Below are 24,167 nucleotides of genomic sequence, written 5' to 3' on the forward strand. Positions count from 1 at the left end.
TACGGCATCGTGACACAGACAGGGGGTGAGGTCGTTGGTGAGCACCGCTTCGCAATCCGGCGGCACCGGACTGTCCTCCGTGCCCGCCCCGGTCGTCGCCCGCATGCCCGGCTACCTGCAGGCCCTTGACGAACTCGCCGCCGCCGGCCAGCAGACCGTCTCCAGCGAAGAGCTCGCCGGACGCTGCACCGTCGGCTCGGCGATCCTGCGCCGCGACCTGTCCCACCTCGACTTCGCCGGCCGCCGCGGCGTCGGCTACGACACCGCCGCCCTCGGCGCCGCGGTGCGCCGCTTCCTCGGCCTCGACCGCACCCGCCGCATCGCCATCGCCGGTGCCGGCCGCCTCGGCTCGGCGATCGCCGACTACGCCGCCGTGCGCTTCAGCGGCTTCGAACTCACCGCAGTCTTCGACACCGCGCCCGAGGTGGTGGGCACCACCGTCGGCGGCGCACCCGTCCTGCCGGTCGAGCAGCTCGCGTCCGTCACCACCGAGACCGGCATCGAGATGCTCATCATCGCCGTGCCCGCACCGGCCGCCCAGGCTGTGGCCGACGCCGCTGTGGCCGCCGGCATCACCGGGCTGCTCAACTTCGCCCCCACCATGGTCACAGTGCCCGAGGACGTGCACGTGCGCCATGTTGACCTCGCCACCGAGCTGCGGGTCCTCGCCCACTACACCGCCCCGGCCCAGCCGGCCGGAATCGACTCGACCGACCTCCGCAACACACGTCCTAGGGAGCATGCACTGTGACATTCCTCGTGCTCGGGATCTCACATCGGTCCGCACCGATGTCCGTCCTCGATGCCATCGCCCTCGACTCAGATGGAGTCGAGGCATTGGCCTCCGGGGTGCGCGCCGGTGACTACGTCGACGGCGCCTGCGTGCTCTCGACCTGCAACCGGCTCGAGGTCATCGCCGACGCCTCGGCCTTCCACGGCGGCCTGGCCGACATCGGCTCCGCCCTCGTCGACGCCACCGGCCTGGACTGGACGAGCCTGTCCGAGCACGTCTACGTCTACTACGACACCAAGGCCGTCGAACACCTCCTGACCCTGGCCTGCGGGCTTGACTCGATGGCCGTCGGCGAAGCCCAGATCCTCGGCCAGCTGCGCAGCGCCTACGTGCACGCCCAGCAGGCAGGGGAGCTGACGAAGGAGCTTGGCATCGTGCTGCAGCAGGCGCTGCGCGTCGGCAAACGCGCGCACGCCGAAACCGAACTCGACTCCGTCTCCCAGTCCCTGCTCGACAAGGCGCTGACCTCCGCCGAAGCCCACATCGGCAGCCTCGAGCGCTCCCGCGCACTCGTCGTCGGCGCCGGCGCGATGTCCGGACTGACCGTCGCGACCCTGCAGCGGGCGGGTGTTGCCCGCATCACCGTGATGAACCGGACCCTGGAGAAGGCCGAACGGCTCGTCGCCCCCGTCGGCGGCCGTGCTGTCGAGCTCACCGCCGAGACGCTCACCGCCGAGATCGCCGATGCCGACCTCATCGTCTCCGTCACCGGTTCGCGCGGCACCGTGCTGAGCCGGGAGGACATCATCGCCGGCATGCAGGCCGACTTCGACCAGCAGCCCAACAAGTTCATCGTCGACCTGGCACTCCCGCACGACATCGACCCGAGCGTGTGCGAACTGCCCCACATCCGGCTCATCGGCCTCGGGGAGCTGTCCGAGATGTTCGCCGAATCCGATCTGCGCAGCCCGTCTGGCGTTGTCGAGATCGTCGCCGAAGTCCGCAGCATCATCCGCTCAGAGCTCGCCGCCTACCGCGCTGAGCACAAGGCCCGCTCGATCGCCCCGACCGTCACCGCGCTGCGCTCGCATGCCGAGACCACCGTGGCCGGCGAGTTCGAGCGACTGAGCCGCAAGATCGGCGCGAAGGTCGACAGCGAGGTGCTCGACGAGATCCGCACCGCGCTCAAGCGCACCGCCGACAAGCTCGTCCACACCCCGACCGTGCGGGTCAAGCAGCTGTCCGTGCAGGACTCCGACGTCGACTACGCCGCAGCCCTGACCCAGCTCTTCGACCTCAGTGCCACCTCCGGCCGCCGAGGAGAGCCCCAGCGCATCGACCGGTCGAAGGTCTCGGTCACCGCTCCCGGTGTCGCACCGGTCAGCGCACGCGATGACCACCACGTCGAAGCCGACGGGCTGCGCCCGGTCGCCGACCACACCCTCGACGTCGTCGAACCGGCCCACTACACCGGCCGCACCGTCAAGCTCGGCACCCGCCGCTCACGGCTGGCCCGCTCCCAGTCGACCGCCGTCGCCCAGCAGATCGCCGCCCAGACCGGCTGGCGTGTTGAGATCGTCGAAGTCGTCACCGAAGGCGACGTGAATATGAGCCCGCTGGCCGCCATGGGCGGCTCCGGCGTCTTCGTCTCCGCCGTGCGCACCGCACTGCTGACCGGCAAGATCGACATCGCCGTCCACTCGCTCAAGGACCTGCCGACCGCCCCGGCCGCCGGCATCGACCTCGTCGCCGTGCCCCCGCGCGTCGACCCCTCCGATGTGCTCATCGCCCGCGACGGCATGACCTTAGCCGAACTGCCGGCCGGTGCTGTGCTCGGCACCGGATCGCCCAGACGCGCCGCCCAGCTGCGCGCCGCCCGGCCCGACATCGAAGTCCGCGGCGTGCGCGGCAACGTCGACACCCGCATCAAGCACGTCACCGACGGCCGCCTCGACGGCGTCGTCCTCGCCGCAGCCGGCGTGCGCCGCATCGGCCGGCTGGCCGAAGTCACCGACGTCCTCGACGCCGCCGTCATGCTCCCAGCCCCCGGACAGGGCGCCCTGGCCGTCGAATGCCGGGCCGCCAACGCCGATGTCGGCGAATTCGACACCGAGCTGCGCACAGCCCTGTCAGGCATCCACGATGCCGACACCGCCCTGGCCGTGCAGGCCGAACGCGCGATCCTCGCCCACGCCGAAGCCGGCTGCTCAGCCCCGATCGGCGCGCTCGCCGAGATCGACGGCAATGCCCTCACCCTCACCGGCGTGATGGCAGACGACACCGGCCGCCTGCAGCGGGCGACCCGCACCGCCGACCTCACCACCGCCTCGGGCGCGGAGGACCACCCGGTCATCGCCAAGGAGCTCGGCAGTGCGATCGCCGACGAGCTGCTCACCATCCTCGGGGTCGTCCCCGACACCGTCACCGGCGCCAACGCTCCCAGCGAGCACATCGACCCGCGCAGCGAGCACGCCGCGGCAGCCGACCGGCAGTCCGTGAGCGAGGTGAGCCGATGAGCAAGGACTCCCGTCCCGAGGCGCAGGCCGCCGTCCGCCCGATCGTCCACTTCCTCGGCGCCGGACCCGGCGACCCGGGCCTCATGACGTACAAGGGCGCTGAGCTGCTCGAACGCGCCACCCTCGTCGTCTACGACGCAGGCGAACTCGACGACATCGTCGACGCCTACGTGCCCGCCACCGCCACCCGGCTCGACTCAGCCGAACTCGGCGCAGCAGCGACCACCCGCGGACGCAAGCTCGCCCAGCTGGCCCGCGAGCACACCCGGGTCGTGCGCATCGTCCCGCACGACGGCGTGCTGTTCTCCACCACCACCGATGAAGCCGCCGGCTGCAAGCGCAACGGTGTCGACTTCGAGATCGTGCCCGGCGTGGGCCTGACCTCGTCGATGTCGGCCTACACCGGCACCCCGATCACCACGAGCCGGGTGCGCTCGGTGCGCTTCATCGAGGCGAGCCCGCAGACCTACGTCGACGTCGCCCGCCACCGCAACACCGGCCACGTCATCACCGGCAGCGTCGACGAGGTCTCGGTGGCCATCGACAGCCTGCTCGGCGACGACTGGGATGCTGACACCCCGATCCTGCTTACGATCGAGGTCTCGACCCTCCAGCAGGTCTCCGTGGAGACGACGCTCGGGGATTCCGGCCCGCACCTGGCCAAAGCGCGCCCCGACCAGCGGGTCGTCATGCTCATGGGCCAGGGCATCGACATGCGCAAGGAGCTGTCCTGGTTCGAGACGAAACCGCTGTTCGGCTGGAAGGTGCTCATCCCGCGCACCCGCGAACAGGCCTCAGCCACCCAGGACCTGCTGGCCGAGTACGGTGCCGAGGGCACGATCGTGCCGACGATCGCGATCCAGCCGCCGCGCACCCCGAATCAGATGGAGAAGGCGATCCGCGCGCTCGTCGAAGGCGACTACCAGTGGGTCGGCTTCACGTCTGTCAACGCTGTGACCGTCGTGCGCAACTGGCTCGAGGACCTCGGCCTCGACGCCCGCTGCCTGGCCGGAGTCAAGGTCGCCGCCGTCGGCGACCAGACCGCTGCCAGCCTGCAGCAATGGGGCGTCATCCCCGACCTCGTGCCCTCCGGTGAGCAGTCCGCCCGCGGCATGCTCGAAGACTGGCCGCCCTTCGACGACGGATACCACGCGATGAACCGGGTGCTGCTGCCGCGCGCCGACATCGCCGGCGAGGTGCTCGTCACCGGGCTGCGCGAAGAGGGCTGGGAGGTCGACGACGTCACCGCCTACCGCACCGTGCGCGCCGCCCCACCACCGGCCCCCGTGCGCGAGGCGATCAAGCGCGGCGACTTCGACGCAGTGCTCTTCACCTCGTCATCGACCGTTCGCAACCTCGTCGGCATCGCCGGCAAGCCCTTCCACACCACCGTCGTCGCCTGCATCGGCCCGGCGACGGCACAGACCGCCGAAGACCACGGCCTGCGCGTCGACGTCATGGCAGACGAAGCCAACCTCGGCTCCGTCGTCGCCGGACTCGTCGAGCACGCCCGCGCCCGCCGCGAGGAGATGCTCGCCGCAGGCCGCACCCCGCTGCGCCCGTCGCAGACCCGCCGACGCAGCTCACGCCGCAAGAAGTGAGGATGCACATGACGCCCACCCCCTCCGCACACACCGCTGACCGCACCATCGGCCTGGCCCCGGGCGCGATCCGCCCGCGCCGCCTGCGCACCACCCCGGCCCTGCGCCGGCTCGTGGCCGAACACCGCCTCGACCCCGCGCAGCTCATCCTGCCGATGTTCGTCAAGGAGACCCTCGACGCTCCCGTCGAGCTGCAGGGCATGCCCGGGGTCTTCCAGCACACCCTCGACTCGCTCGTCACCGCGGCCCGGCAGGCCGCAGCCGCTGGAGTCGGGGGAATCATGCTCTTCGGCATCCCCGCCGAACGCGACCCCGAGGGCAGCCAGGCGTGCGCCGCTGATGGGATCCTCAACCGCGCCATCACGGCTGTGGCCGAGGCGGTCGGCGAGGACACCGTCGTCATGGCCGATCTGTGCCTCGACGAGTTCACCTCCCACGGCCACTGCGGAGTGCTCGCCGAGGATGGCAGCGTCGACAACGACGCCACCCTCGACCTGTATGCCCAGATGGCGCTCGCTCAGGCCCGCGCCGGCGCCCACGTGCTCGGGCTGTCGGGCATGATGGACGGCCAGGTCGCCGCCGTGCGCGCCACCCTCGACGCCGCCGGATTCACCGACGTTGTGGTGCTCGGCTACACCGCCAAGTACTCTTCGGCCTTCTACGGGCCCTTCCGGGAAGCCGTCGAATCCCAGCTCGAAGGCGACCGCCGCACCTACCAGCAGGATCCGGCCAACGGCCGCGAGGCGATGCGCGAACTCGAACTCGACCTCGCCGAAGGCGCTGACATCGTCATGGTCAAGCCTGGTCTGCCCTACCTCGACGTCCTCGCCCAGGTCGCCGAGGCCTCCCCGGTGCCGGTGTGGGCCTACCAGATCTCCGGCGAGTACGCGATGGTCGAATTCGCTGCGCGGGCAGGAGCCATCGACCGGATGCCGGCGATCCTTGAGAGCCTTACCTGTTTCGTGCGCGCCGGCGCCGATGCGGTGCTCACCTACTGGGCGACCGAGGTCGCCGAGCACCTCAACGCCGAGGCCGCTGGAAGGCGGGGCCGGCGATGATGATGGATCGTGACCGCGTGCGCGACGGCGAGCGGGTCCCGCACGTCTCACCCGTGACCGAGGCGCCGGATGAGCCGCGCTGGCTGAGCGAGGACCAGCAGGTCGCCTGGCGCAGCTTCCTCATCGCCCACCAGCTGCTCATGAGCCAGCTCGACAAGGAGCTGCGCGCGACCCACCGCATCGGGATGCCCGAATACGAAGTCCTCGTCCATCTCTCCGAACAGGCCGGCCGCTGCATGCGCATGGCGCTGCTCGCCGACGATATGGGCATGAGCCGGTCCCGGCTGACCCATATCGTCTCCCGGATGGAGAAGCGTGGACTCGTCGAGCGCACTGCGATCGCCGAGGACGGCCGCGGCATCAACTGCTCGCTCACCGACGACGGCTGGACGCTGCTCGAGCGCTCCGCCCCGTTGCACGTCGAAGGCGTGCGCCAGCACCTCATCGACCTGCTCGACGACAGTGAGGTCGAGACGATGCGCTCGATCTTCCTCAAAGTGAATTCCCATATGCGTGACGTACCGTAAGTGCCGCGTGCGCCCTGGCCAGCGGCCGGGCACCTGACCGTGACGAACTGCCGAAAAGGAGCTCCATGACCTCGCAGAACCTGACAGCCTCCCAGCAGCTCTTCGACCGGGCACTGGCCGTCACCCCCGGTGGCGTCAACTCGCCGGTCAGGGCCTTCGGAGCTGTCGGCGGCACCCCGCGCTTCATCGACTCGGCACAGGGTGCGACGCTGCGCGATGTCGACGGCAACGACTACATCGACCTGATCGGCTCCTGGGGGCCGATGATCCTCGGCCACGCCCACCCCCAGGTGCTCGCCGCCGTCACCGAGGCCGCGCAGAAGGGATTCTCCTTCGGCACCCCGTCGGCCAACGAGGTGGCACTGGCTGAGGAGATCGTCGCGCGCGTCGAACCGGTCGACGAGGTCCGCCTCGTGTCCTCGGGCACCGAGGCGACGATGTCGGCGATCCGCCTGGCCCGCGGTTACACCGGCCGGGCGAAGGTCGTGAAGTTCGCCGGCTGCTACCACGGGCACGTCGACGCGCTGCTGGCCGCCGCCGGCTCCGGACTGGCGACCTTCTCCCTGCCCGACACCCCCGGCGTCACCGGCGCAAGCGCGGCCGACACGATCGTGCTGCCCTACAACGACCCCGACGCCCTGGCTGCCGCCTTCGCCGAACACGGCGCCGACATCGCCTGCGTCATCACCGAAGCCAGCCCCGGCAACATGGGTGTCGTGCCGCCGCGTGACGGCTTCACCCAGACGATCCGGTCGCTCACCCGCCAGCACGGGGCACTCATGATCTCCGATGAGGTCATGACCGGCTTCCGCGTCTCCGCAGCCGGCTGGTACGGCTACGAATCCGCAACCGCCGGCTACCCCGAAGGCCCCGCCGACCTGTTCACCTTCGGCAAGGTCATGGGCGGCGGCTTCCCGGCCGCAGCCTTCGGCGGCCGCGCCGAGGTCATGCAGCACCTCGCCCCGGCAGGCCCGGTCTACCAGGCCGGCACGCTGTCGGGGAACCCGGTCGCCACAGCCGCCGGAATCACCACCCTTAAGCTCACCACCGAACTCGACGTCTACTCCCACCTCGAGCGCGCCGCCGACATCCTCCGCCCAGCCGTGAGCGAGGCGCTGACCGCCGCCGGTGTGCCGCACCGGATCCAGAGCGCGAACTCGATGTTCTCGGTGTTCTTCACCGACCGCGAGGTGCGCAGCTACGACGACGCCCGCGCCCAGGACTCCGCCGCCTACGGGGCGTTCTTCACCAGCATGCTCGAATCCGGCATCCACCTGCCCCCGAGCGCCTTCGAAGCCTGGTTCCTGTCCCTGGCCCACACCGACGAGGTGCTCGAGCGGATCATCGCCGCCCTGCCAGCCGCCGCCTCGGCCGCGGCCGCCCACAGCGCAGGAGAGAAGGCATGAGTCAGGTGCGCATCCACCTCACCCGCCACGGCGAGGTCCACAACCCCGACGGGCTGCTCTACGGCCGGCTGCCCGGTTACGGGCTCTCATCGCGCGGCCACGAGATGGCCGGCCGGCTCGCCGAGCACTTCACCAGCCCGGACTTCGCCGTTTCGGCACTTGTGAGCTCGCCGTTGCAGCGCGCCCAGGAGACCATCGCCCCGCTCGCCGGCGCCCTGGAGATGACCCCGCGGATCGATGAGCGGGTCATCGAGGCCGCCAACAGCTTCGAGGGCATGGTCGTCGACCGCTCGCATCTGACGCAGCCGGCCAACCTCGTGCGCCTGTACAACCCGCTGCGCCCCTCCTGGGGCGAGCCGTACCAGCAGCAGGTGATGCGCATGCGCGCCGCGATCGCCAGCCTGCGCCGCCAGCTCGAACCGCTCGCCGCAGGCGACGGCGTGGCCGGCGGCAACGGCACCGTCGACGGGGTCATCGTCTCCCACCAGCTGCCGATCTGGGTGACCCGCCGGGCCGCTGAGGGCCAGCGGCTGTGGCACGATCCGCGCGAACGCGAATGCGCGCTCGCCTCCGTCACCACCTTCACCTATGAGGCAGGAGAGCTCACCGGCATCGAGTACACCGATGTGTGCGCTGACCTCCAGCCGGTCAAGGCGGTGCCCGGCGCATGAGGGACCAGCCCTTCGGCCGCCGGCCGCTCAGCCGGCGCGGACTGCTGACGCTGGCCGCCTCGGCCGCCGGGACGATCGTGCTCGCCGGCTGCGCGAGCGAGAACGACGAACTCGCCCAGCAAGCCGGCAGCGAACAGGGATACGTCTCCGGCTCCGGAGTCATCACCCAGGTCGCCCCAGCCGACCGAGGCGAACCGCTCGACCTCGACTTCGAGACCCTCGACGGGGAGAAGCAGTCCCTGGCCGGGCTGCGCCCGAAACTCGTCGTCATCAACCTCTGGTACGCCGCCTGCCCGCCATGCCGCAAGGAGGCCCCCGACCTCATCGAGGCCTCCGAGAAGTTCGCTGACGACACTGTGTTCCTCGGCGTCAACGTCCGCGACCAGGCAGGGGCGGCCGAGGCGTTCATCAGGAATTTCGAGGTGCCGTACCCGAACATGCTCGACACCGACGGTGCGATGGTCGCCCTGCTCTCGGACATCCTGCCGCCGCAGGCCACCCCGTCGACCGTCATCCTCGACACCGAGGGCCGGGCCGCTGCCCGCGCCGTCGGTGCCGTCGACGCCTCGACGCTCACCGGGATGATCGAAGACGTGCTCGGCGAATGACCGATATCGGCCACACCTTCGCCCAGACGATCCTCGACGGGCCGCTGCTCATCGCGATGTTCGTCGCCGCGCTCGCCGGTGCGGTGTCCTTCGCCTCCCCGTGCGTGCTGCCTCTTGTGCCCGGTTACATCGGGTATGTCACCGGTCTGACCGGTACGACGATCGAGGAGAAGCGCACCTCGACGGTGCTCGGAGGAGTCGCGCTTTTCGTCCTCGGCTTCGCCGTCGTCTTCGTCGCCCTCGGCACCGCCTTCTCCGGGCTCGGCGCGGCAGCAGGGGAGTGGATCGGCCTGCTCACCCGAATCATGGGTGCTGTCGTCATCATCGCCGGCATCGTGTTCATGGGCGGCTTCGGCTGGCTGCAGCGGGACCGCCGGCTGCAGAGGAAGCCCAAGGCCGGGCTGTGGGGCGCACCCGTGCTCGGGGCGACCTTCGCGCTCGGCTGGGCGCCGTGCATCGGCCCGACCCTGGCCGCTGTGCTCGCCCTGTCCACCGGATTCGGCGCTGAAGGGCAGGTGTGGCGCGGCACGCTGCTGACCTTCGTCTACTGCCTCGGCCTCGGCATCCCGTTCCTCATCGTCGCCTTCCTGCTCCACCGCGGCGCCGGCCGGCTGGCCTGGGTGCGCGAACACCAGCAGACGATCGTGCGGACCGGGGGGATCATGCTCATCCTGCTCGGCCTGCTGCTCGTCACCGGTGTGTGGAACGCCTGGATCCAGCAGCTGCAGGGCACCATCGGCGACTTCGACCTGCTGATCTGACGGCCCCGACCATCTGCCACACTTGACGAGGATATGAGTACGAAGACCGCGAAACCCGCCCCGCCCGACATCGGCGCACTCGGCATGCTGCGCTGGGCCTGGCGGCAGCTGACGACGATGCGCACCGCACTCATCCTGCTGCTCGTCCTCGCCCTGGCCTCGATCCCCGGATCCCTGCTGCCCCAGCGCATCCAGGACCCTGCCCAGGTCACCCAGTACATCGAGGACAACCCGCGGATCGGCCCGTTCCTCGACGCCGTGCAGCTCTTCGACGTCTACGCCTCCGTGTGGTTTGCCGCGATCTACATCCTGCTCATGGTCTCGCTCGTCGGCTGTGTGCTGCCGCGCAGCAAGCAGCACTACAAGGCGATGCGCCAAGCCCCGCCACCGGCGCCGCGTCGGCTGTCCCGGATGCCCGGCTACCAGGCCTTCACCGCCTCGGGCACGGCCGAGGACATGCTCACCGCCGCCGAGGCGAGGCTGAAGAAGCTCGGCTACCGCACCATCCGGCGCGGCGACGCAGTCTCAGCTGAGCGCGGCTACCTCCGCGAGACCGGCAACCTGCTCTTCCACATCTGCCTGCTCGGCGTCACCGTCACGATGGCGGTCGGCGCGCTCATCGGGTATTCCGGCCAGCGCATCCTCGTCGAAGGCGAGACCTTCACCAACTCGCTCGTCGCCTACGACTCCTTCGAACCCGGCTCGTACTTCTCCGCCGACCGGCTCGACGACTACCGGCTGCGGCTCAACAGCTTCGATGCCAGCTTCGACGACACCGCAGCCGGCAACCAGTTCGGCCAGCCGCGCGCGTTCAACGCCGACGTCACCACCATCCAGCACGGCCAGGACACCGACCACAGCCTGCGGGTCAACGAACCGATCCGGATCGACGGCTCCCGGGTCTACCTCACCGGCAACGGCTACGCCCCGGTCATCACCGTGCGCGACGGCGACGGCAATGTCACCTACTCCGGGCCGGTCGTGTTCCTGCCGCAGGACGGCGTCTACACCTCCCGCGGCGTCGTCAAGGTCCCCGATGCCAGCCCCGATCAGCTCGGCTTCGTCGGCATCCTGCTGCCGACCGCCTCACAGAACGAAAAGGGCGAACTCGTCTCCCAGTTCGCCGAACTGCGCAACCCCTACCTCGTGATGAACGTCTTCGCCGGCGACCTCGGCCTCGATGCCGGCATCGCCCAGTCGGTCTACGAACTCGACACCGACAACCTCGACCAGCTCGCCGGGCCCGACGGGCAGCCGCTGCAGCTGTATCTCAAGCCCGGGGAGACCGCCGAGCTGCCCGATGGGCTCGGCAGCGTCGAACTCGAAGAGATCAAACGCTACGTCGCTCTCGACATCCGGCATGACCCCACGCAGGGGATCATGCTCGGTTTCACGATCTTCCTGCTCGCCGGCCTCGGGCTCTCCCTGTTCGTGCCGCGCCGGCGCATGTGGGTCCGCGCCGCCGACACCGGCGACGGGGTGGCCACCGAGGTCGCCTCGCTTGCCCGCGGAGAGGACCCGCGCGTGGTGCAGGCGGCCGAGAGCCTTGCAGTAGAATTGAACAACTCACCCAGTCGAAAGGCATGACCCCCATGGACGTCAACGTCACGCTTGCGACGTGGTCGAATCTCCTGATCTACTCGGCGATGGCCGTGTACGCGATCGCCTTCCTCCTCTACTCCAGCGACCTGTTCGCCGGCCGCACCCTGGCCAGCAGCGGGAAGAAGGCCACCGCCCGCAGGGCCGGTGCGAAGACGAGCGCGAAGGCCTCAGCACCGGTGCGCACCACACGCAACTCCTCCGTCGCCGTCCTCGACCGCGAGGACGACGCCGAGACTGCTGATGCAGGGGCAGCAGACGCTGAGACCGGCGGGCCCGAGGAGAAGGCGACCGGCGCCTCGGGAACGGCCGGACGCCGCACCGCCGCCCGCATGGCGACCGCACTGACGGTGCTCGCGACCGGCCTGCACGTGGCCGCCGTGCTCACCCGCGCGCTCTCGGTCACCCGCGTGCCGTGGGGCAACATGATGGAGTACGCGCTCACCGCCTCCGCACTCGCTGTGCTCGTCTACATCGTTGTGCTGTACTTCGCCGACATCCGCTACCTCGGCACCTTCGTCGCCGGCGGCGCGCTCGTCACCCTGGGCCTGTGCATCACCGTCTTCTACACCCCGGCCGCGCAGCTCGTGCCGGCGCTGCAGTCGTACTGGATCTGGATCCACGTGCCGATCGCGATCCTCTCGACCGCACTGCTGAGCGTCTCGGCGATCCTCGCGATCTTCCAGATCCTCAAGGCCCGCACCGAGAAGAAGGACACCGTCACCGGGCTTGCGCGCATGTTCAACCGGGTGCCGGCCAGCGAGGCCGTCGAGCAGCTGTCCTACCGGATCGCCGCGGTCGGGTTCGTCACCTGGACGTTCACCGTCATCGCCGGCGCGATCTGGGCTGAGGTCGCTTGGGGCCGCCCGTGGGGCTGGGACGCCAAGGAGATCTGGTCATTCGTCGTCTGGGTCGTCTACGCCGCCTACCTCCACGCACGCGCGACCCGCGGCTGGTCAGCCACCCAGGTGGCCGTGCTCAACATCGTCGGCTTCTCCAGCCTCATCTTCAACTTCGCCATCGTCAACGTCTACTTCGACGGCCTGCACTCCTACTCCGGGCTGTGATCGGCCGTGGCGTGAGCTGAATGCAATGATCCGCAGGACCCCACGGTCCTGCGGATCATTCTTCTGTCTGCTTATGAGCGGCCTTTGGCGGAGTTGGCGCCGTTCTCGCCGCTCTCCGGGTGATCGTCCGGGGTTTCGCCGACGGCGCGCTCCTCGCGTTCGCGTTCGGCCAGCCAGCGCTCGAACTGCTCGTGCGGGCTCAGCTCCTCTTCCGGGGCCTCCGGCTCGGCTGCCGGTTCGGACGCCGGCCGTGTGGCCGGATTTTCAGCGGGCTCGGGTGTGGCCGATGCGTCCATGTCCTCCTGCGACTGGGCCCGGGTGCCGTGCGCTGCAGCAGTGCTGCCGGTGGACTTGCGGCGGCGCTCAAGCTCCTCACGGCGCTTGCGGCGCTCAGCCTGCTCGACCTCATCGGCGATCTTCTGCAGATAGTCCGGATCGTCATCCGGGGCGACCGGGCCAGCAGAGCGACGCTGGCCGGAACTGGAACGGCCGAACAGGAACCACAGCAGCAACCCGAAGACCGGCACGAAGGGGATGACGAGCAGCCAGCCCCATTTGGGCAGGACTCGAATGTGGGCGCGGTCCCGGACGACGCAGTCGAAGAAGCTGTACAGCGTGACAGCGACGAGAATCAGTGCGGCGGCTACCAGAATCCTTGTCATATTGCCTATCAGGATAGTCGATCGGCCCAGGCCGACGGAAACGATCCAGCGTCTCAGATGCGGCTTCTCAGCGCAGACTCAGGTGCGCCTCCCACGTTCGGGACGGACCGCCGACACCGCTACACTGGTGGGCATCATGCGTGACTATCTGATGTACCTGCTTGCCCGCCTCGCTGTGCTTATGGGCACGATCGTCGTCGTCTGGTGGATCGCAGGCCCCGGACTCATCTCGACGATCGCGGCGATCATCATCTCCGCTCTCATCAGCTACCTGGCGCTCAGGCCGCTGCGCGATTCGGCGACGGGTTCGCTCATCGCCTGGCAGGAGCGCCGCCGGGACAGCAGCGGGAAGGTCAAGGCGCGCACCGTGAAGAAGGGCAGCGACGAGGACCTGGAGGACAAGGAACTCGACCGCAGAGATCCTGACCGCTGACGTCTGCGGGCCCAACAGCCGTCTGCAGACCTACAGTGCCAGGCCGAGCGCCAGCAGCGCCGCATAGGCCAGTGCCGCCAGCCCCGTGTGCTTGATCGGCGGGATGAGTGCTGTGCCCTCCGAACCGGAGAGCACCACCTGCAGCGGTGAGATCGTGAGCACCAGCGACAGCGCCGCCAGCACCGCAGCCGGATGCCCGGTGAGGATCGGCACGAGCAGCAGCGCATACGGGAGGAACACGAGCAGCGTGTAGGCAAGCCTCGCCCGCTTCTCACCCAGCAGCACCGCCAAAGTCAGTTTGTCTGCCTGCCGATCTGTGGGGATGTCGCGCAGGTTGTTGACCATGAGCACTGCGCAGGCGAACAGCCCGATCGCGACCGCACCGGCGATCGCGGCCGCTGAGATCGCCGAGACGAGCGCATAGGTCGTCCCGAGCGTGGCGACGAGGCCGAAGAAGACGAAGACGAACAGCTCGCCCATCGCCCGGTAGCCGTACGGCTTCGAACCGCCGGTGTAGAACCAGGCCGCCCAGATCGCGGCGGCACCGACCGGGATGAGCCACCACGCCTGGGAGATGATGACGAGGATCGCACCGGCGGCCACAGCGACACCGAAGCTGATGAATGCCGCCCGCTTCACCGCCTCGGGCTCGGCCGCACCGGAGGCTGTCAGCCGCAGCGGTCCGACTCGTACGTCGTCGGTGCCGCGCACGCCGTCGGAGTAGTCATTGGCGTAGTTCGACCCGATCTGCAGTGCCAGGGACACGATGAGTGCGAGCGCTGCCTTGAGCAGCAGGAACGACAGTGATACATCAGGGTCAGGGTCGTCGAGCATGCTGCCGATGACGAGGGCCGACAGACCGCCGAGCACACCGAGCGCGGCTCCGGTCCCCAGCAGCACGGGGGCGACGGCCAGCGGCAGGGTGCGCAGCCGAGCTCCCTCGACCCACTGCGGGAAGGTTGCCATCGAAGTCCTCAATGTCATTCAGATCGAGCCATGGTCAGTGCGCTGGCCAGCAGTTTCGCCAGCATGCAGACCAGTCTAGTCTGCCACTGCGACAGGCCGTTTCCCAGCGCGGCGCATCACAACTCGGTTGCAGTCAGGTGCGCTCGGCCAGCCCGAGACGCTCAACCAGCTGGCGGCGCAGGGCGCGCCTGTCCGGTTTGCCCAGACCGGTCGCCGGCAGCGCATCGAGTTCGACCGCATAGACCGGCCGGTGCAGGCTCGGCAGGTCCGGCACCGAGGCGGTGAGCCGCTCGGCGAGCGCGCGTGCGGTGGCGACAGGGCCGCCGTCAGTCGTGCCGGGACGGTCGGTGACGATCGCGCAGGCGAGCACCTCACCCCATTCGGCATCCGGCACGCCGGTGATGAGCACCTCGCGGACGCCAGCGGCTTCGAGGGCGGCAAGCAGCGTGTTCTCGACGGCCAGCGGGCTGATGTTCTCCCCACCGGAGATGACGACGTCATCGGCCCTGCCGAGGACGCTCAGCACCCCGTCGGTCATCGTCCCCAGATCGCTGGTGACGAACCGGCGGGCCCCGTCGTCACCGGTGGTGAACCCGCTGCCGGCCACCTCCTCGGGATCGGGGAGTGCGCGCAGCCGACCGCCGGTGACATCGACATAGCCGTCGGCGAGCACATCGCCGGCCAGCACCACCCGGCCGGTGTCGTCGATGCTGATGTCGACGTCTGCGAAGGGGACCCCGTCGTAGACGCAGCCCCCGCAGGTCTCGCTCATCCCGTAGGTGCGCACGATGTTCAGGCCGGCTGATGCGGCGCGGGCGAGCAGGCTGGGGGAGATCGCCGCCCCGCCGAGCAGGATCGCGTCGAAGGAGCGCGCGAGCTCAGCGGCGACCGGATCGGCCATGATGCGGGTGAGCTGGGTGGGCACGAGCGCGGTGTAGAGCGGTCCGGGCGGGCCGGATGAGGCGATCATGTGCAGGGCCGCCTCCTGCAGCGCCATGACATCGGCGCTGAAGGACTGCGCGGTGAACGGCCCGCGCACGGCGAAGGGCACCGTCTGGGCCTGCAGCGAGCGCAGCACCACCTGCGTGCCGGCGATGTGGTTGACCGGCAGCGCCAGGTACCAGCGGCCGGGCCCGCCGAGGATTCCCTCGGTCGCCCGCGCCGAGGCGGTGAGTGCCTGAGCAGAAAGCGCCACTCCCTTGGCCGGTCCAGTGGTGCCCGAGGTGTGGACGACGAGGGCCGGGGGCCGGCGGCCGGTGCCGGCGTCGTCGTAGTGGTGCGGGTCGACGACGGTGACCTGCCCGTCGCGGGTGGGCGGCAGCACGACGGTGTGTGCGCCGGCGAGTGCCCGGCGCAGCAGTTCGGCGAGTTCGGTGTGGTCCATCGAGCGGGCCCTCACCGGCTCAGTAGTACCAGGGGAACGGCGACCAGTCCGGGTCGCGCTTCTCCAAGAACGCATCCCGGCCCTCGACGGCCTCATCGGTCATATAGCCGAGGCGGGTGGCCTCACCGGCGAAGACCTGCTGGCCGACGAGACCGTCGTCGACGAGGTTGAAGGCGAACTTCAGCATCCGCTGGGCGTTCGGGGACTTGCCGAGGATCTCGCTGGCCATCGTCAGGGCCGCGGTTTCGAGCTCGGCATGGTCGACGACCTCGTTGACCGCGCCCATCTCGGCCATCTCCTGGGCGGAGTAGGTGCGGCCGAGGAAGAAGATCTCCCGGGCCCGCTTCTGCCCGACCATCTTCGCCAGATACGCCGAACCGTAGCCGGCATCATAGGAGCCGACGTCGGCGTCGGTCTGCTTGAACTTCGCATGCTCACGCGAGGCGATCGTCATATCGCACACGACGTGCAGGCTGTGGCCGCCGCCTGCCGCCCAGCCGGGAACGACGGCGATGACGATCTTGGGCATCGTGCGGATGAGCCGCTGGACTTCGAGGATGTGCAGGCGCCCGGCGCGCGCCGGGTCGACGGTCTCGGCGGTCTCGCCAGCGGCGTACTGGTAGCCGGAGCGTCCGCGGATGCGCTGGTCGCCACCGGAGCAGAACGCCCAGCCGCCGTCCTTCTCGCTCGGTCCGTTGCCGGTCAGCAGCACACAGCCGACGTCGGGGGTCTGCCGGGCGTGGTCGAGGGCGCGGTAGAGCTCATCGACGGTGTGCGGGCGGAACGCGTTGCGCACCTCGGGCCGGTCGAAGGCGATGCGCACACAGCCGATGTCGGCGCCCTCGGCGTCGATGGCCCGGTGGTAGGTGATGTCGGTGAAGTCGAAGCCGGAGACCGCGCGCCAACGGCTGGGGTCGAAGATCTCAGAGACAGACATGCCCTTACCTTAGCGCTTGGGACCGTCGCAGGTGCCGGTGCGCGGCGTAGTGTGGAGGCATGATCCCAGACTGGCTGGCCGACCTCGTCACCGGCACCGACGACCTCGATGAGCTGCTGCCTGAGCGCCGCGTCGTCGAGCTGCCGATGATCACCCGCTTCCGCGGCATCACCTCCCGGCAGGCACTCGTCTTCCGGGGGCCTGCCGGATGGTCGGAGTTCTCACCGTTCGTCGAATACGCCGCGCCCGAGGCGGCACGCTGGCTGGCAGGTGCGCTAGAGTTCGGCCACCGGCCGGCTCCAGAACCCCTGCGCGATGCCGTCCCGCTCAACGGCACCATCCCCGACTGCCCGCCCGAGGCGGTGCCGGGTCTCATCGCCCGCTACCCGGGTGCCGGAACCTTCAAGATCAAGATCGCCGCCCGCGGGATCACGAGCCTGGACACTGATCTTGCGCGCATCCGGGCCGTGCGCGCCCACGCTCCGGCAGCCCGGCTGCGCTTCGACGCCAACGCCGGCTACCCGCTCGCAGACGCCCAGCAGCTGTGTGCCGCCATCGCCGAGCTGCCTGAGGTGGGCGACTGGCTGGAGTACATCGAACAGCCCGTCGCCGCGGTCGAGGATCTCGCCCGGCTGCGGGAGTGGATCGCCGCCCGCGGGCTGCCTATCCGCATCGCTGCCGATGAGTCGATCCGCAAGGCCGATGACCCCTACCGGGTCGCAGCTCTCGGGGCGGCTGATGTCATCATCGTCAAAGCCCAGCCGCTCGGCGGCGCCCAGCACGCTGCCGAGGTCGTCACCGGATGCGGGCTGCCCGCTGTCGTGTCATCAGCCCTGGAGACCGGCATCGGGCTGCGGGCAGGCGCGCTGCTGGCCGCCAGCCTGCCGGTCGACTCCGCTGCAGAGGCGATCTTCGCCGGCCCGCCGGCCTGCGGGCTGGGCACTGGGGCGCTGTTCACCGAAGACATCATCAGCGACTCCGGCACACACGGCCCTGACGATCCGGGCACTGCCGCAGTCCTGCCCGCGGCCCGCACGCACCCTGACCCAGGCCTGCTCGCCGCCCACACCGCAGACGCCGAGACCTGCGCCTGGTGGGACGCCCGGGTGCGCGACTGCCTGTCCGAGCTGCGCCGGCAGATCTGAGCTCTCAGCCGAAGACGCCGAGCGCCTCACCGGCGATCGCCTGCAGGTCGGCGCGGTAGGCCTCATCATCGATCGGCGCTGGCGAATCCGGAGCCCCATACGCGGAGACGAGTGTGTTGCCGGCCTGGGCGTAGACGTAGAGGAACACGAACCCGTCGGCCTGCTTCTCCGCATAGCCCAGCGCCGCATCAGCACCGTCGACCTCGACATCGAAGGGCGTGAGCGTCGAGGACGCATAGGTCTCTCCACCGCTGGTGCGCTCATAGCTGGCACACGACTCGACATACGCGCGCACCTGCTCGAGGCCCGCCTCGGCGGCGCCGGCATCGGGGTAGCTGGTCGCATCGAGGTCGGCGCGCGGATGCTCACCGTGGGAGAAGTGCTCATGCATCTGCACCTGCTCACGCTGCACCGCTGTCAGCGCCTCGGTACAGGCAGTGTCGGCGATCTCCTCGGAGATGAACCCGATCTCCTCCTCACTGGGCACCGTCTCGTTGCCGTGCGCGGTGAACGCCTCACCATCGAAGCTCACCTGGTCGATCCGCTCCGAGATCGCCGCCGACTCCAGCTGCTCACCTCCACCGGCACCGCAGCCGGCGAGCAGGAGCAGGGACGCGGCAGCGCAGGCAGTGGCATGACGGGTTCGCATGCCCTCAGCCTATCGGGCCCCGGCATGCACCACACCGGAAATCGCGCAGCGTGCTCTGCGCGTCTAGGATCGCTGCATGGACACCGTCTTCGATCCCGCACCGCATGCCGCGCTCGCCCGGCTCACCACCGAGCAGACCGCTAGGCTGGCCGCACTCGATCCGGCCTGGGCGCCCCTGGAGGTCCCGCAGCTTGAGCCTGGGGATGCGGTCGTCGGTGCCGATCCGGCTGCTGCCGTGCCCGAATCGCCGGCCGCTCTGGCCGTCGTGCGCACCCATGTCTCCGGGCTCGACACCCCGGCTGCCGTGTGGGGCACCCGAGTGGCGCACACGATCCAGCTGCGCGTCGGTACCGATGCCGATGCCGCTGGGATCGCCGCGGTGCTCGCCGCTGCCGTCGCCGAGGCGCGGGCCCGGGATGCCGAGACGGCCCGCGGACCCGGCAGCAGGTTCGGCGACGGGGAGACGATCGATGAGGAAGACCGGTCGATCCGCGTGTCGATTCCCGCGCGCGAGGCGGTCATCGCCCAGGCGCTGGCGGCCACCGGCTTCCGCCTCGACTCCATGGACGGACTGCGGGTTCTCGACCGCGACGCACCCGAGGTGCCGGCTGGGGATGTGCCGTTCGCTGCGCCGGAGGAGGCTGATGAGGACGCGCTGACGGCGGGGATGGTGAAGCTGCAGGCATTCGATGCCGCGTTCGTGTCCAACCTCATGCGCGAGAGCACCGAGGAGGCCATGCGCCAGTATGCGCGGGAGGCGATCGCAGCCGGCCCGGGCTGGTCGGCGATCGTGCGCGGCCGAAAGCCGGGCACCATCGACGCCTACCTCACCATCACCCCACCCGAGGAGTCCGCCTGGGCGGCCGCCGGCCTCACCGTGGGTGCCAGCGCCTATGTCGGCTTCGCCTGGACCGAACCGCACCTGCGCGGCACCGGGCTGGCCAGCCGGATGCTCGCCGCCGGAGAAGCCCACGCACGGGCACAGGGCGTCGACACGCTGCTCATCGGCTACGCGGCACAGAATCCGCTCTCCGGTCCCGTGTGGATCCGGCGCGGCTACCGTCCGGTCCGCGCGCACTGGCTGCTGCACCCGTAACCATCACCAGGGCTGCCACCGGGATCCCTCACCCGGGTGCGGAGGTCAGAGTTTCTCGGCGGCGTCCCCGCGGTGACGCTTCCGGGTCGTGGATGCGGCCGGCACCGGTTCGCAGGGTGCGATTGTCACATGGGTGATCTCGTCCTGGCCCCAGGTGCGGTAGTGGCGGGTGCGCCGGCCGGGGACGATCGGGTCGTGCAGCGCACCGGCCATCCGGCCGGTGAAGTCGAGCCGGCCCTGCGCATCGGCGCGCAGCGTCGAGACTGACTCCGACAGCGGCGAGGAGATCCGCAGCTCATACTTCTCGCCCGGGTGGTACAGCGCAGGCGTGCGGATGCGGAACGTGCCGGCCCCATTGAGGGTGAACCCGGCTGTCGTCACCTGCCCGAAGGTCACCAGCTGTGCGCGCCTGCGGGAGATCGAGACCTCCCAGCCGTGCACGGAGAACACGGGCAGACCGGTGATGAAGGTGAACGCACCTCCGTCGGAGACCTGACCACCACCTCGGGAACGGTGGCCGGCGGCAGCCTGAGCGGCCAGCCGCTGCGGCAGCGCAGTGAGCCACTCGCCGAGTTCGCGCTGCCAGGCGAACCAGTTGTGCAGCCCGGTGGCGCGCGGCGTCCACATGTGCCTGATGCCCAGCTCGCTCAGCCGCCGGTGGAAGGACTCACCGTGGTGGCTGACGCTGGCCTCCAGCACGTCGACGTGCTCCTCGGCCTCCTCGGGGTCCGGGTCGCCGGAGCCGGCGGTGAACAACAGATCGGTGGCGGCGAGGTTCTCCGCCAGGTGCAGCGGGGAGTTGGCCAGCCATTCGGCCTTATCGCGGCGCGGATCGCCGAACAGCGAACGCGGTTCGCCGCCCTCGCGCAGCGAGATGATGTCCATGAGCGGCACGGCGGCCAGCGGGTCGAGCGGGGAGGAGAATGCGGCGGCCGCGCAGTAGCGGTCGGGATGCCAGGCGGCGTACTTCATCGCCGCATATCCGCCCATCGACAGGCCGGCCAGGATCTGGCCGCCGCGTTCGGCGTTGACGGAATAGCGGCCGGTGACGAAGTCGACGAGCTCCCCGGTGTGGAACTTCGGCCAGTCGAGCAGCGTATCGCCGAAGGCATGCGTGGAGTAGCTGGCCGCCCCGGCATCGGGCATGACGACGAGATACGGGCTCTCCGCGGTGATCCGCTCAGCAGCCCCGAGGTCGGTCCAGGAGCGGAAGTCATCGCCGGAGCCGTGGAAGAGGTAGATGACGTCGGCGACCTCGCTCGGGGTGCCCGGCAGCAGCACCCGCAGCCCGACAGTGCGCGACAGGGCGGGGGAGTAGACGAAGAACTCGCGCAGCCGGCGGGAGAGCTTGCGCTTCTCCCGCACATGGAAGCGGGCGGCGTCCTCACCGGTGGGCTCAGGGCCGAGGAAGGTGAGCGTCTGGTTGCGGCCGGGGAACTCGCCGGCCCGGTTGCGGGCAGCGGTCAGGGCGCGCACGGCGCGCGCGCCGACGGAGAGCATGATGTGACGTCGCTGGATCATAAGCGTCCTCGCAGGGCTCGGCAGCGGTGGGCGCGACACGGGGTCTCACCGCTCACGATAGGACGCGTGGGTGAACGGGAGGAGACGGGCGTGCGACTCAGCGCTGGGGATTGGCTGCCCGGCGGCGCTCGGTGCGCACACCCGGCAGCAGCTGGCCCTGCCGGTGGGCGAGGAAGAGCATCGCCAGACCGGCCAGCGAGCACACCGCGACGGTGACGACCGAGCCCTCCATGCCGAGGTCCCCGCCGGTCAGCCAGTCCGGCCCGGAGAACGACGCAGCGAACAGACCGTCCCCAGAGCCGACGCCGGAGACCGGGGAGCTGAAGATGCCCCCGGAGAGGAAGTTCCACGTGGCGTGGATGCCGATCGGCAGCCACAGCCGGCGGGTGAGCAGATAGGCCCCGCCCAGCAGCAGACCGGCCTCTACCGCGATCGTGGTCGCACCCCACCAGCTGGAGCCGGGATTGCCCAGATGCGCGGCACCGAACAGCGCTGAGGAGATGATGAGTGCTGCCCATGAGCCGAACCACGCATCGAGGATCCGCAGCAGGATCCCGCGGAAGACGATCTCCTCGATGACGCCGGCGCTTATCCCGCCGGCCAGGCCGATGAGGATTCCGTCACTGAGCTGGATGCCGGTGATCCGGTAGCCGCCGATCAGCGCGATGATGCCGATCGCTGCGAGGATGACCGCGACACCGACGGTGATGCCGAAGAGGAACTCGATGGTCTTCGAGCCCCCGCGCAGCCCCTGACCCGGATCACCGCCGATCCAGCCGACGATGAGCCGGTAGAGCAGCAGCGCAACGGCGGCGGCCGCGCAGGCGCTGATGACGGCGATCCAGCCGGGACGCGCGATGGTGCCCGGGTCGGTGATCTCGATCGGGCGGCCGGAGAGGTTCAGCAGCGCCCAGTCGACGGTGAGCAGCACGACGCTGGTGATGATGAACAGGACCACCCCGGCGAGCAGCTGCAGGATCCGCCGCCGGTCCGTGCGCTGCGTCTTGGGCTCCTCGGGCTCAGAGCGCAGCAGATAGGGATGCGGCGGGTAGGTCATGAGCACATTCTAAGCGGTCCCGCCGAGAGCCCGGCACGCTGCGACCGGAGCGGGAACAGCTTTCGGGAGGGCGTGGTTGAATCGAGGTGATGAACACCTCTCCTGATCAGCAGCTGCAGCCCTCGACTGCGGTGGCCCGCGCCGTCGTCCGCGCACTGACCGCCGCTGGGGTGCGCGATGTCGTCATCTGCCCCGGCTCCCGGTCAGCGCCCCTGACCTATGCGCTCGCACAGGCAGCCGCGGCCGGCCGGATCGACACGTTCGTGCGCATCGACGAGCGCTCGGCAGCGTTCCACGCTCTCGGTCTGGCCAAAGGCCGCCGGATCGCAGGGCACCCCCGCCCGGTCGCCGTCGTCACCACCTCGGGTTCGGCGGTCGCGAACCTCCACCCGGCGTTCGTCGAAGCCGCCTACGCCCACCTGCCGCTCATCGCGCTCACCGCCGACCGGCCGGCCCGGCTGCGCGGTACCGGCGCCAATCAGACTCTCGATGCTCAGGCGACGATGCTGCCGGAGGCGCTCACCGGCTGCGATATCCCCGCCGGCGCCGCTGATGCCGAGGCGATCGCCGGGCGCTGCCTGGCAGCGGCCTGCGGTGCCGGGCCGGGTGGGCAGCCGGGACCGGTGCAGATCAACGTCCAGTTCGACGTCCCGCTCGTGCCCACCGCCGTCGAGGCGGCAGACGACTGGGCAGCAGAGCTCACGTGCCCGCCGGTCCCCGCGCCGATCCCCGCGACCGAGACAGTGGAGACGGCGCAGATCACCGCCGCTGCCGAAGCGCTGACTGCCGCGGCCGGGGAGACGATCGTGCTCGGCGGGGATGTCCACGGCTTCCCGCTTGCAGGTGTCGCCGCAGCATTGGAAGCCACCGGTGTGCCGATCCTGGCCGAACCCTCCTGTCCGCTCGTCGACTCCAGCGCCGCGGTGCCGGCCCACCCGCAGGTCCTCGAGGCGCACTCAGAGCTCCTCGACGCCTGCCGGCGGGTCGTGGTCATCGGCAAGCCGACTCTGTTCAGGCCCGATGCGAAACTGCTGGCCTCCGACCGGCAGATCATCCGCATTCCCGCCGGCGCCGAGGTGGGTCTCACCGCAGCACTGGATGCTGAACGCGAGGCCGGGTGCAACGCCGAACGTCCTGCTGGTGTGGGCAGCTGGTTGGGCCGCTGGAGCGAGGCTGGCCGGAAGCTCACCGGAACCGGCGGCAGGCGAGCGGAGATCGTGCAGGCGGCGCTCACCGCCGCGGGCGATGTGCGCCCGCACGTCTATGCAGCCAGCTCCTCGGCCATCCGCGTCATCGCCGAGACCATCCACGCTGTACCGGTCGAGAAGCGCGCGCATGTGCATGCCTCGCGCGGACTGGCCGGCATCGATGGGCTCATCTCGACAGCCACCGGGTTCTCCCGGGCTCTTGACTCGACCGTGCCGGTGCGGCTCATCATCGGGGACCTGGCGATGCTGCATGAGATCGGCGGGCTGCTGCGCGAAGCCGGCGAAGAGCTGCCAGCACTGCAGATCATCGTGCTCAATGATGACGGCGGGCAGATCTTCGCCGGACTCGAACACGGTCAGGATCACCTCGTGCCGTACTTCCAGCGCTTCTTCGCCACCGCGCACGGCCGGGACTTCGCCGACCTGGCTGCTGGCTACGGCTGGCCGTACACGCGGGCCGGCAGTCCTGCTGAGCTCGCTGAGGTGCTTGCGGCCGGTGAGCCGGGCATTATCGAGGTGCCGCTGCCACCGGTCGTGAGTCCCGCGGTGCGCTGATTCTGCG

Annotated in this window: 22 protein-coding genes; 15 read left to right on the top strand and 7 right to left on the bottom strand. The window is 69.9% G+C overall.

The genetic code is table 11. From position 1 onward, the window contains the following. Positions 1-37 precede the first annotated feature (37 nt). From B4E96_RS00185 to ccsB, 11 genes are all read left to right on the top strand, one after another. On the top strand, positions 38-751 hold the full coding sequence (locus B4E96_RS00185; protein ID WP_286955845.1) for a redox-sensing transcriptional repressor Rex: 714 nt from the start codon (positions 38-40) through the stop codon (positions 749-751). After that, positions 748-3,249: a glutamyl-tRNA reductase gene (hemA, locus tag B4E96_RS00190; protein ID WP_286955847.1), complete on the top strand. Its 2,502-nt coding sequence runs from the start codon at positions 748-750 to the stop codon at positions 3,247-3,249. Before B4E96_RS00185 ends, hemA begins: the two co-directional genes overlap by 4 nt. Beyond that, positions 3,246-4,850: a uroporphyrinogen-III synthase gene (locus B4E96_RS00195; protein ID WP_259793629.1), complete on the top strand. Its 1,605-nt coding sequence runs from the start codon at positions 3,246-3,248 to the stop codon at positions 4,848-4,850. Before hemA ends, B4E96_RS00195 begins: the two co-directional genes overlap by 4 nt. Before the next feature lie 8 nt (positions 4,851-4,858). Beyond that, on the top strand, positions 4,859-5,908 hold the full coding sequence (hemB, locus tag B4E96_RS00200; RefSeq protein ID WP_286955849.1) for a porphobilinogen synthase: 1,050 nt from the start codon (positions 4,859-4,861) through the stop codon (positions 5,906-5,908). After that, a complete protein-coding gene (locus tag B4E96_RS00205; RefSeq protein WP_286955851.1) occupies positions 5,905-6,435 on the top strand; it encodes a MarR family winged helix-turn-helix transcriptional regulator in 531 nt (176 codons plus the stop codon). Before hemB ends, B4E96_RS00205 begins: the two co-directional genes overlap by 4 nt. A gap of 65 nt (positions 6,436-6,500) precedes the next feature. Next, positions 6,501-7,841, top strand: coding sequence for a glutamate-1-semialdehyde 2,1-aminomutase (gene hemL / locus B4E96_RS00210; protein WP_286955853.1), 1,341 nt, complete (start codon positions 6,501-6,503; stop codon positions 7,839-7,841). Beyond that, on the top strand, positions 7,838-8,512 hold the full coding sequence (locus tag B4E96_RS00215; RefSeq protein ID WP_259844206.1) for a histidine phosphatase family protein: 675 nt from the start codon (positions 7,838-7,840) through the stop codon (positions 8,510-8,512). Before hemL ends, B4E96_RS00215 begins: the two co-directional genes overlap by 4 nt. After that, on the top strand, positions 8,509-9,120 hold the full coding sequence (locus B4E96_RS00220) for a TlpA family protein disulfide reductase (RefSeq protein ID WP_286955854.1): 612 nt from the start codon (positions 8,509-8,511) through the stop codon (positions 9,118-9,120). Before B4E96_RS00215 ends, B4E96_RS00220 begins: the two co-directional genes overlap by 4 nt. Continuing rightward, the gene (locus B4E96_RS00225) at positions 9,117-9,881 is read left to right on the top strand and encodes a cytochrome c biogenesis CcdA family protein (protein WP_286955856.1); all 765 of its coding nucleotides are present in this window, start codon (positions 9,117-9,119) and stop codon (positions 9,879-9,881) included. The genes B4E96_RS00220 and B4E96_RS00225 overlap by 4 nt, the downstream gene beginning before the upstream one ends. Positions 9,882-9,914: 33 nt before the next feature. Continuing rightward, the gene (gene resB, locus B4E96_RS00230; RefSeq protein ID WP_259793620.1) at positions 9,915-11,468 is read left to right on the top strand and encodes a cytochrome c biogenesis protein ResB; all 1,554 of its coding nucleotides are present in this window, start codon (positions 9,915-9,917) and stop codon (positions 11,466-11,468) included. Further along, entirely contained in the window at positions 11,465-12,547 is a 1,083-nt protein-coding gene (gene ccsB, locus B4E96_RS00235; protein WP_259844209.1) for a c-type cytochrome biogenesis protein CcsB, read from the top strand. Before resB ends, ccsB begins: the two co-directional genes overlap by 4 nt. Positions 12,548-12,618: 71 nt before the next feature. On the opposite strand, the gene B4E96_RS00240 is transcribed toward ccsB, so the two are convergent. Then, entirely contained in the window at positions 12,619-13,209 is a 591-nt protein-coding gene (locus B4E96_RS00240) for a PLD nuclease N-terminal domain-containing protein (RefSeq protein ID WP_286955858.1), read from the bottom strand. A 136-nt stretch (positions 13,210-13,345) separates the two neighbouring features. On the opposite strand from B4E96_RS00240, the gene B4E96_RS00245 reads away from it, so the two are divergent. Continuing rightward, entirely contained in the window at positions 13,346-13,642 is a 297-nt protein-coding gene (locus tag B4E96_RS00245; RefSeq protein WP_259793615.1) for a DUF4229 domain-containing protein, read from the top strand. Between the two features lie 30 nt (positions 13,643-13,672). Here B4E96_RS00245 and B4E96_RS00250 read toward each other — a convergent pair whose 3' ends face one another. The 3 genes from B4E96_RS00250 to B4E96_RS00260 form a co-directional block, all read right to left on the bottom strand. Beyond that, positions 13,673-14,608, bottom strand: coding sequence for a 1,4-dihydroxy-2-naphthoate polyprenyltransferase (locus B4E96_RS00250; RefSeq protein ID WP_165884634.1), 936 nt, complete (start codon positions 14,606-14,608; stop codon positions 13,673-13,675). Between the two features lie 133 nt (positions 14,609-14,741). Next, positions 14,742-15,992 carry an AMP-binding protein gene (locus B4E96_RS00255; protein WP_286955859.1) on the bottom strand — a complete coding sequence of 417 codons (1,251 nt, stop codon included), beginning with the start codon at positions 15,990-15,992 and terminating at the stop codon, positions 14,742-14,744. Positions 15,993-16,011: 19 nt separating this feature from the next. Beyond that, entirely contained in the window at positions 16,012-16,929 is a 918-nt protein-coding gene (locus tag B4E96_RS00260) for a 1,4-dihydroxy-2-naphthoyl-CoA synthase (RefSeq protein ID WP_259854459.1), read from the bottom strand. Between the two features lie 59 nt (positions 16,930-16,988). On the opposite strand from B4E96_RS00260, the gene B4E96_RS00265 reads away from it, so the two are divergent. Then, on the top strand, positions 16,989-18,074 hold the full coding sequence (locus B4E96_RS00265; RefSeq protein WP_286955863.1) for an o-succinylbenzoate synthase: 1,086 nt from the start codon (positions 16,989-16,991) through the stop codon (positions 18,072-18,074). A gap of 4 nt (positions 18,075-18,078) precedes the next feature. On the opposite strand, the gene B4E96_RS00270 is transcribed toward B4E96_RS00265, so the two are convergent. Beyond that, positions 18,079-18,723: a hypothetical protein gene (locus B4E96_RS00270; RefSeq protein WP_259793608.1), complete on the bottom strand. Its 645-nt coding sequence runs from the start codon at positions 18,721-18,723 to the stop codon at positions 18,079-18,081. A 76-nt stretch (positions 18,724-18,799) separates the two neighbouring features. On the opposite strand from B4E96_RS00270, the gene B4E96_RS00275 reads away from it, so the two are divergent. Beyond that, a complete protein-coding gene (locus B4E96_RS00275) occupies positions 18,800-19,819 on the top strand; it encodes a GNAT family N-acetyltransferase (RefSeq protein ID WP_286955865.1) in 1,020 nt (339 codons plus the stop codon). 45 nt (positions 19,820-19,864) lie between these two features. On the opposite strand, the gene B4E96_RS00280 is transcribed toward B4E96_RS00275, so the two are convergent. Next, positions 19,865-21,340, bottom strand: coding sequence for an alpha/beta hydrolase (locus B4E96_RS00280; RefSeq protein ID WP_286955867.1), 1,476 nt, complete (start codon positions 21,338-21,340; stop codon positions 19,865-19,867). A gap of 97 nt (positions 21,341-21,437) precedes the next feature. Next, entirely contained in the window at positions 21,438-22,397 is a 960-nt protein-coding gene (locus tag B4E96_RS00285) for a CPBP family intramembrane glutamic endopeptidase (RefSeq protein ID WP_286955869.1), read from the bottom strand. Positions 22,398-22,486: 89 nt separating this feature from the next. Between B4E96_RS00285 and menD the strand changes: the two genes are divergently transcribed. Then, positions 22,487-24,160, top strand: a complete 1,674-nt coding sequence (menD, locus tag B4E96_RS00290; RefSeq protein WP_286955870.1) for a 2-succinyl-5-enolpyruvyl-6-hydroxy-3-cyclohexene-1-carboxylic-acid synthase — start codon at positions 22,487-22,489, stop codon at positions 24,158-24,160. The last annotated feature ends 7 nt before the right edge of the window (positions 24,161-24,167 follow it).

Source organism: Brevibacterium sp. UBA7493, from assembly GCF_002479565.1.
GTDB lineage: Bacteria > Actinomycetota > Actinomycetes > Actinomycetales > Brevibacteriaceae > Brevibacterium > Brevibacterium luteolum.

Coding starts and splice junctions, on each gene's coding strand:
- B4E96_RS00275 (WP_286955865.1), top strand. CDS start 18,800: ATGGACACCGTCTTCGATCCCGCACCGCATGCCGCGCTCGCCCGGCTC.
- B4E96_RS00195 (WP_259793629.1), top strand. CDS start 3,246: ATGAGCAAGGACTCCCGTCCCGAGGCGCAGGCCGCCGTCCGCCCGATC.
- B4E96_RS00260 (WP_259854459.1), bottom strand. CDS start 16,929: ATGTCTGTCTCTGAGATCTTCGACCCCAGCCGTTGGCGCGCGGTCTCC.
- B4E96_RS00255 (WP_286955859.1), bottom strand. CDS start 15,992: ATGGACCACACCGAACTCGCCGAACTGCTGCGCCGGGCACTCGCCGGC.
- B4E96_RS00265 (WP_286955863.1), top strand. CDS start 16,989: ATGATCCCAGACTGGCTGGCCGACCTCGTCACCGGCACCGACGACCTC.
- B4E96_RS00220 (WP_286955854.1), top strand. CDS start 8,509: ATGAGGGACCAGCCCTTCGGCCGCCGGCCGCTCAGCCGGCGCGGACTG.
- B4E96_RS00225 (WP_286955856.1), top strand. CDS start 9,117: ATGACCGATATCGGCCACACCTTCGCCCAGACGATCCTCGACGGGCCG.
- resB (WP_259793620.1), top strand. CDS start 9,915: ATGAGTACGAAGACCGCGAAACCCGCCCCGCCCGACATCGGCGCACTC.
- B4E96_RS00270 (WP_259793608.1), bottom strand. CDS start 18,723: ATGCGAACCCGTCATGCCACTGCCTGCGCTGCCGCGTCCCTGCTCCTG.
- B4E96_RS00205 (WP_286955851.1), top strand. CDS start 5,905: ATGATGATGGATCGTGACCGCGTGCGCGACGGCGAGCGGGTCCCGCAC.
- ccsB (WP_259844209.1), top strand. CDS start 11,465: ATGACCCCCATGGACGTCAACGTCACGCTTGCGACGTGGTCGAATCTC.
- menD (WP_286955870.1), top strand. CDS start 22,487: ATGAACACCTCTCCTGATCAGCAGCTGCAGCCCTCGACTGCGGTGGCC.
- B4E96_RS00245 (WP_259793615.1), top strand. CDS start 13,346: ATGCGTGACTATCTGATGTACCTGCTTGCCCGCCTCGCTGTGCTTATG.
- B4E96_RS00215 (WP_259844206.1), top strand. CDS start 7,838: ATGAGTCAGGTGCGCATCCACCTCACCCGCCACGGCGAGGTCCACAAC.
- B4E96_RS00280 (WP_286955867.1), bottom strand. CDS start 21,340: ATGATCCAGCGACGTCACATCATGCTCTCCGTCGGCGCGCGCGCCGTG.
- hemL (WP_286955853.1), top strand. CDS start 6,501: ATGACCTCGCAGAACCTGACAGCCTCCCAGCAGCTCTTCGACCGGGCA.
- B4E96_RS00285 (WP_286955869.1), bottom strand. CDS start 22,397: ATGACCTACCCGCCGCATCCCTATCTGCTGCGCTCTGAGCCCGAGGAG.
- B4E96_RS00240 (WP_286955858.1), bottom strand. CDS start 13,209: ATGACAAGGATTCTGGTAGCCGCCGCACTGATTCTCGTCGCTGTCACG.
- B4E96_RS00250 (WP_165884634.1), bottom strand. CDS start 14,608: ATGGCAACCTTCCCGCAGTGGGTCGAGGGAGCTCGGCTGCGCACCCTG.
- hemB (WP_286955849.1), top strand. CDS start 4,859: ATGACGCCCACCCCCTCCGCACACACCGCTGACCGCACCATCGGCCTG.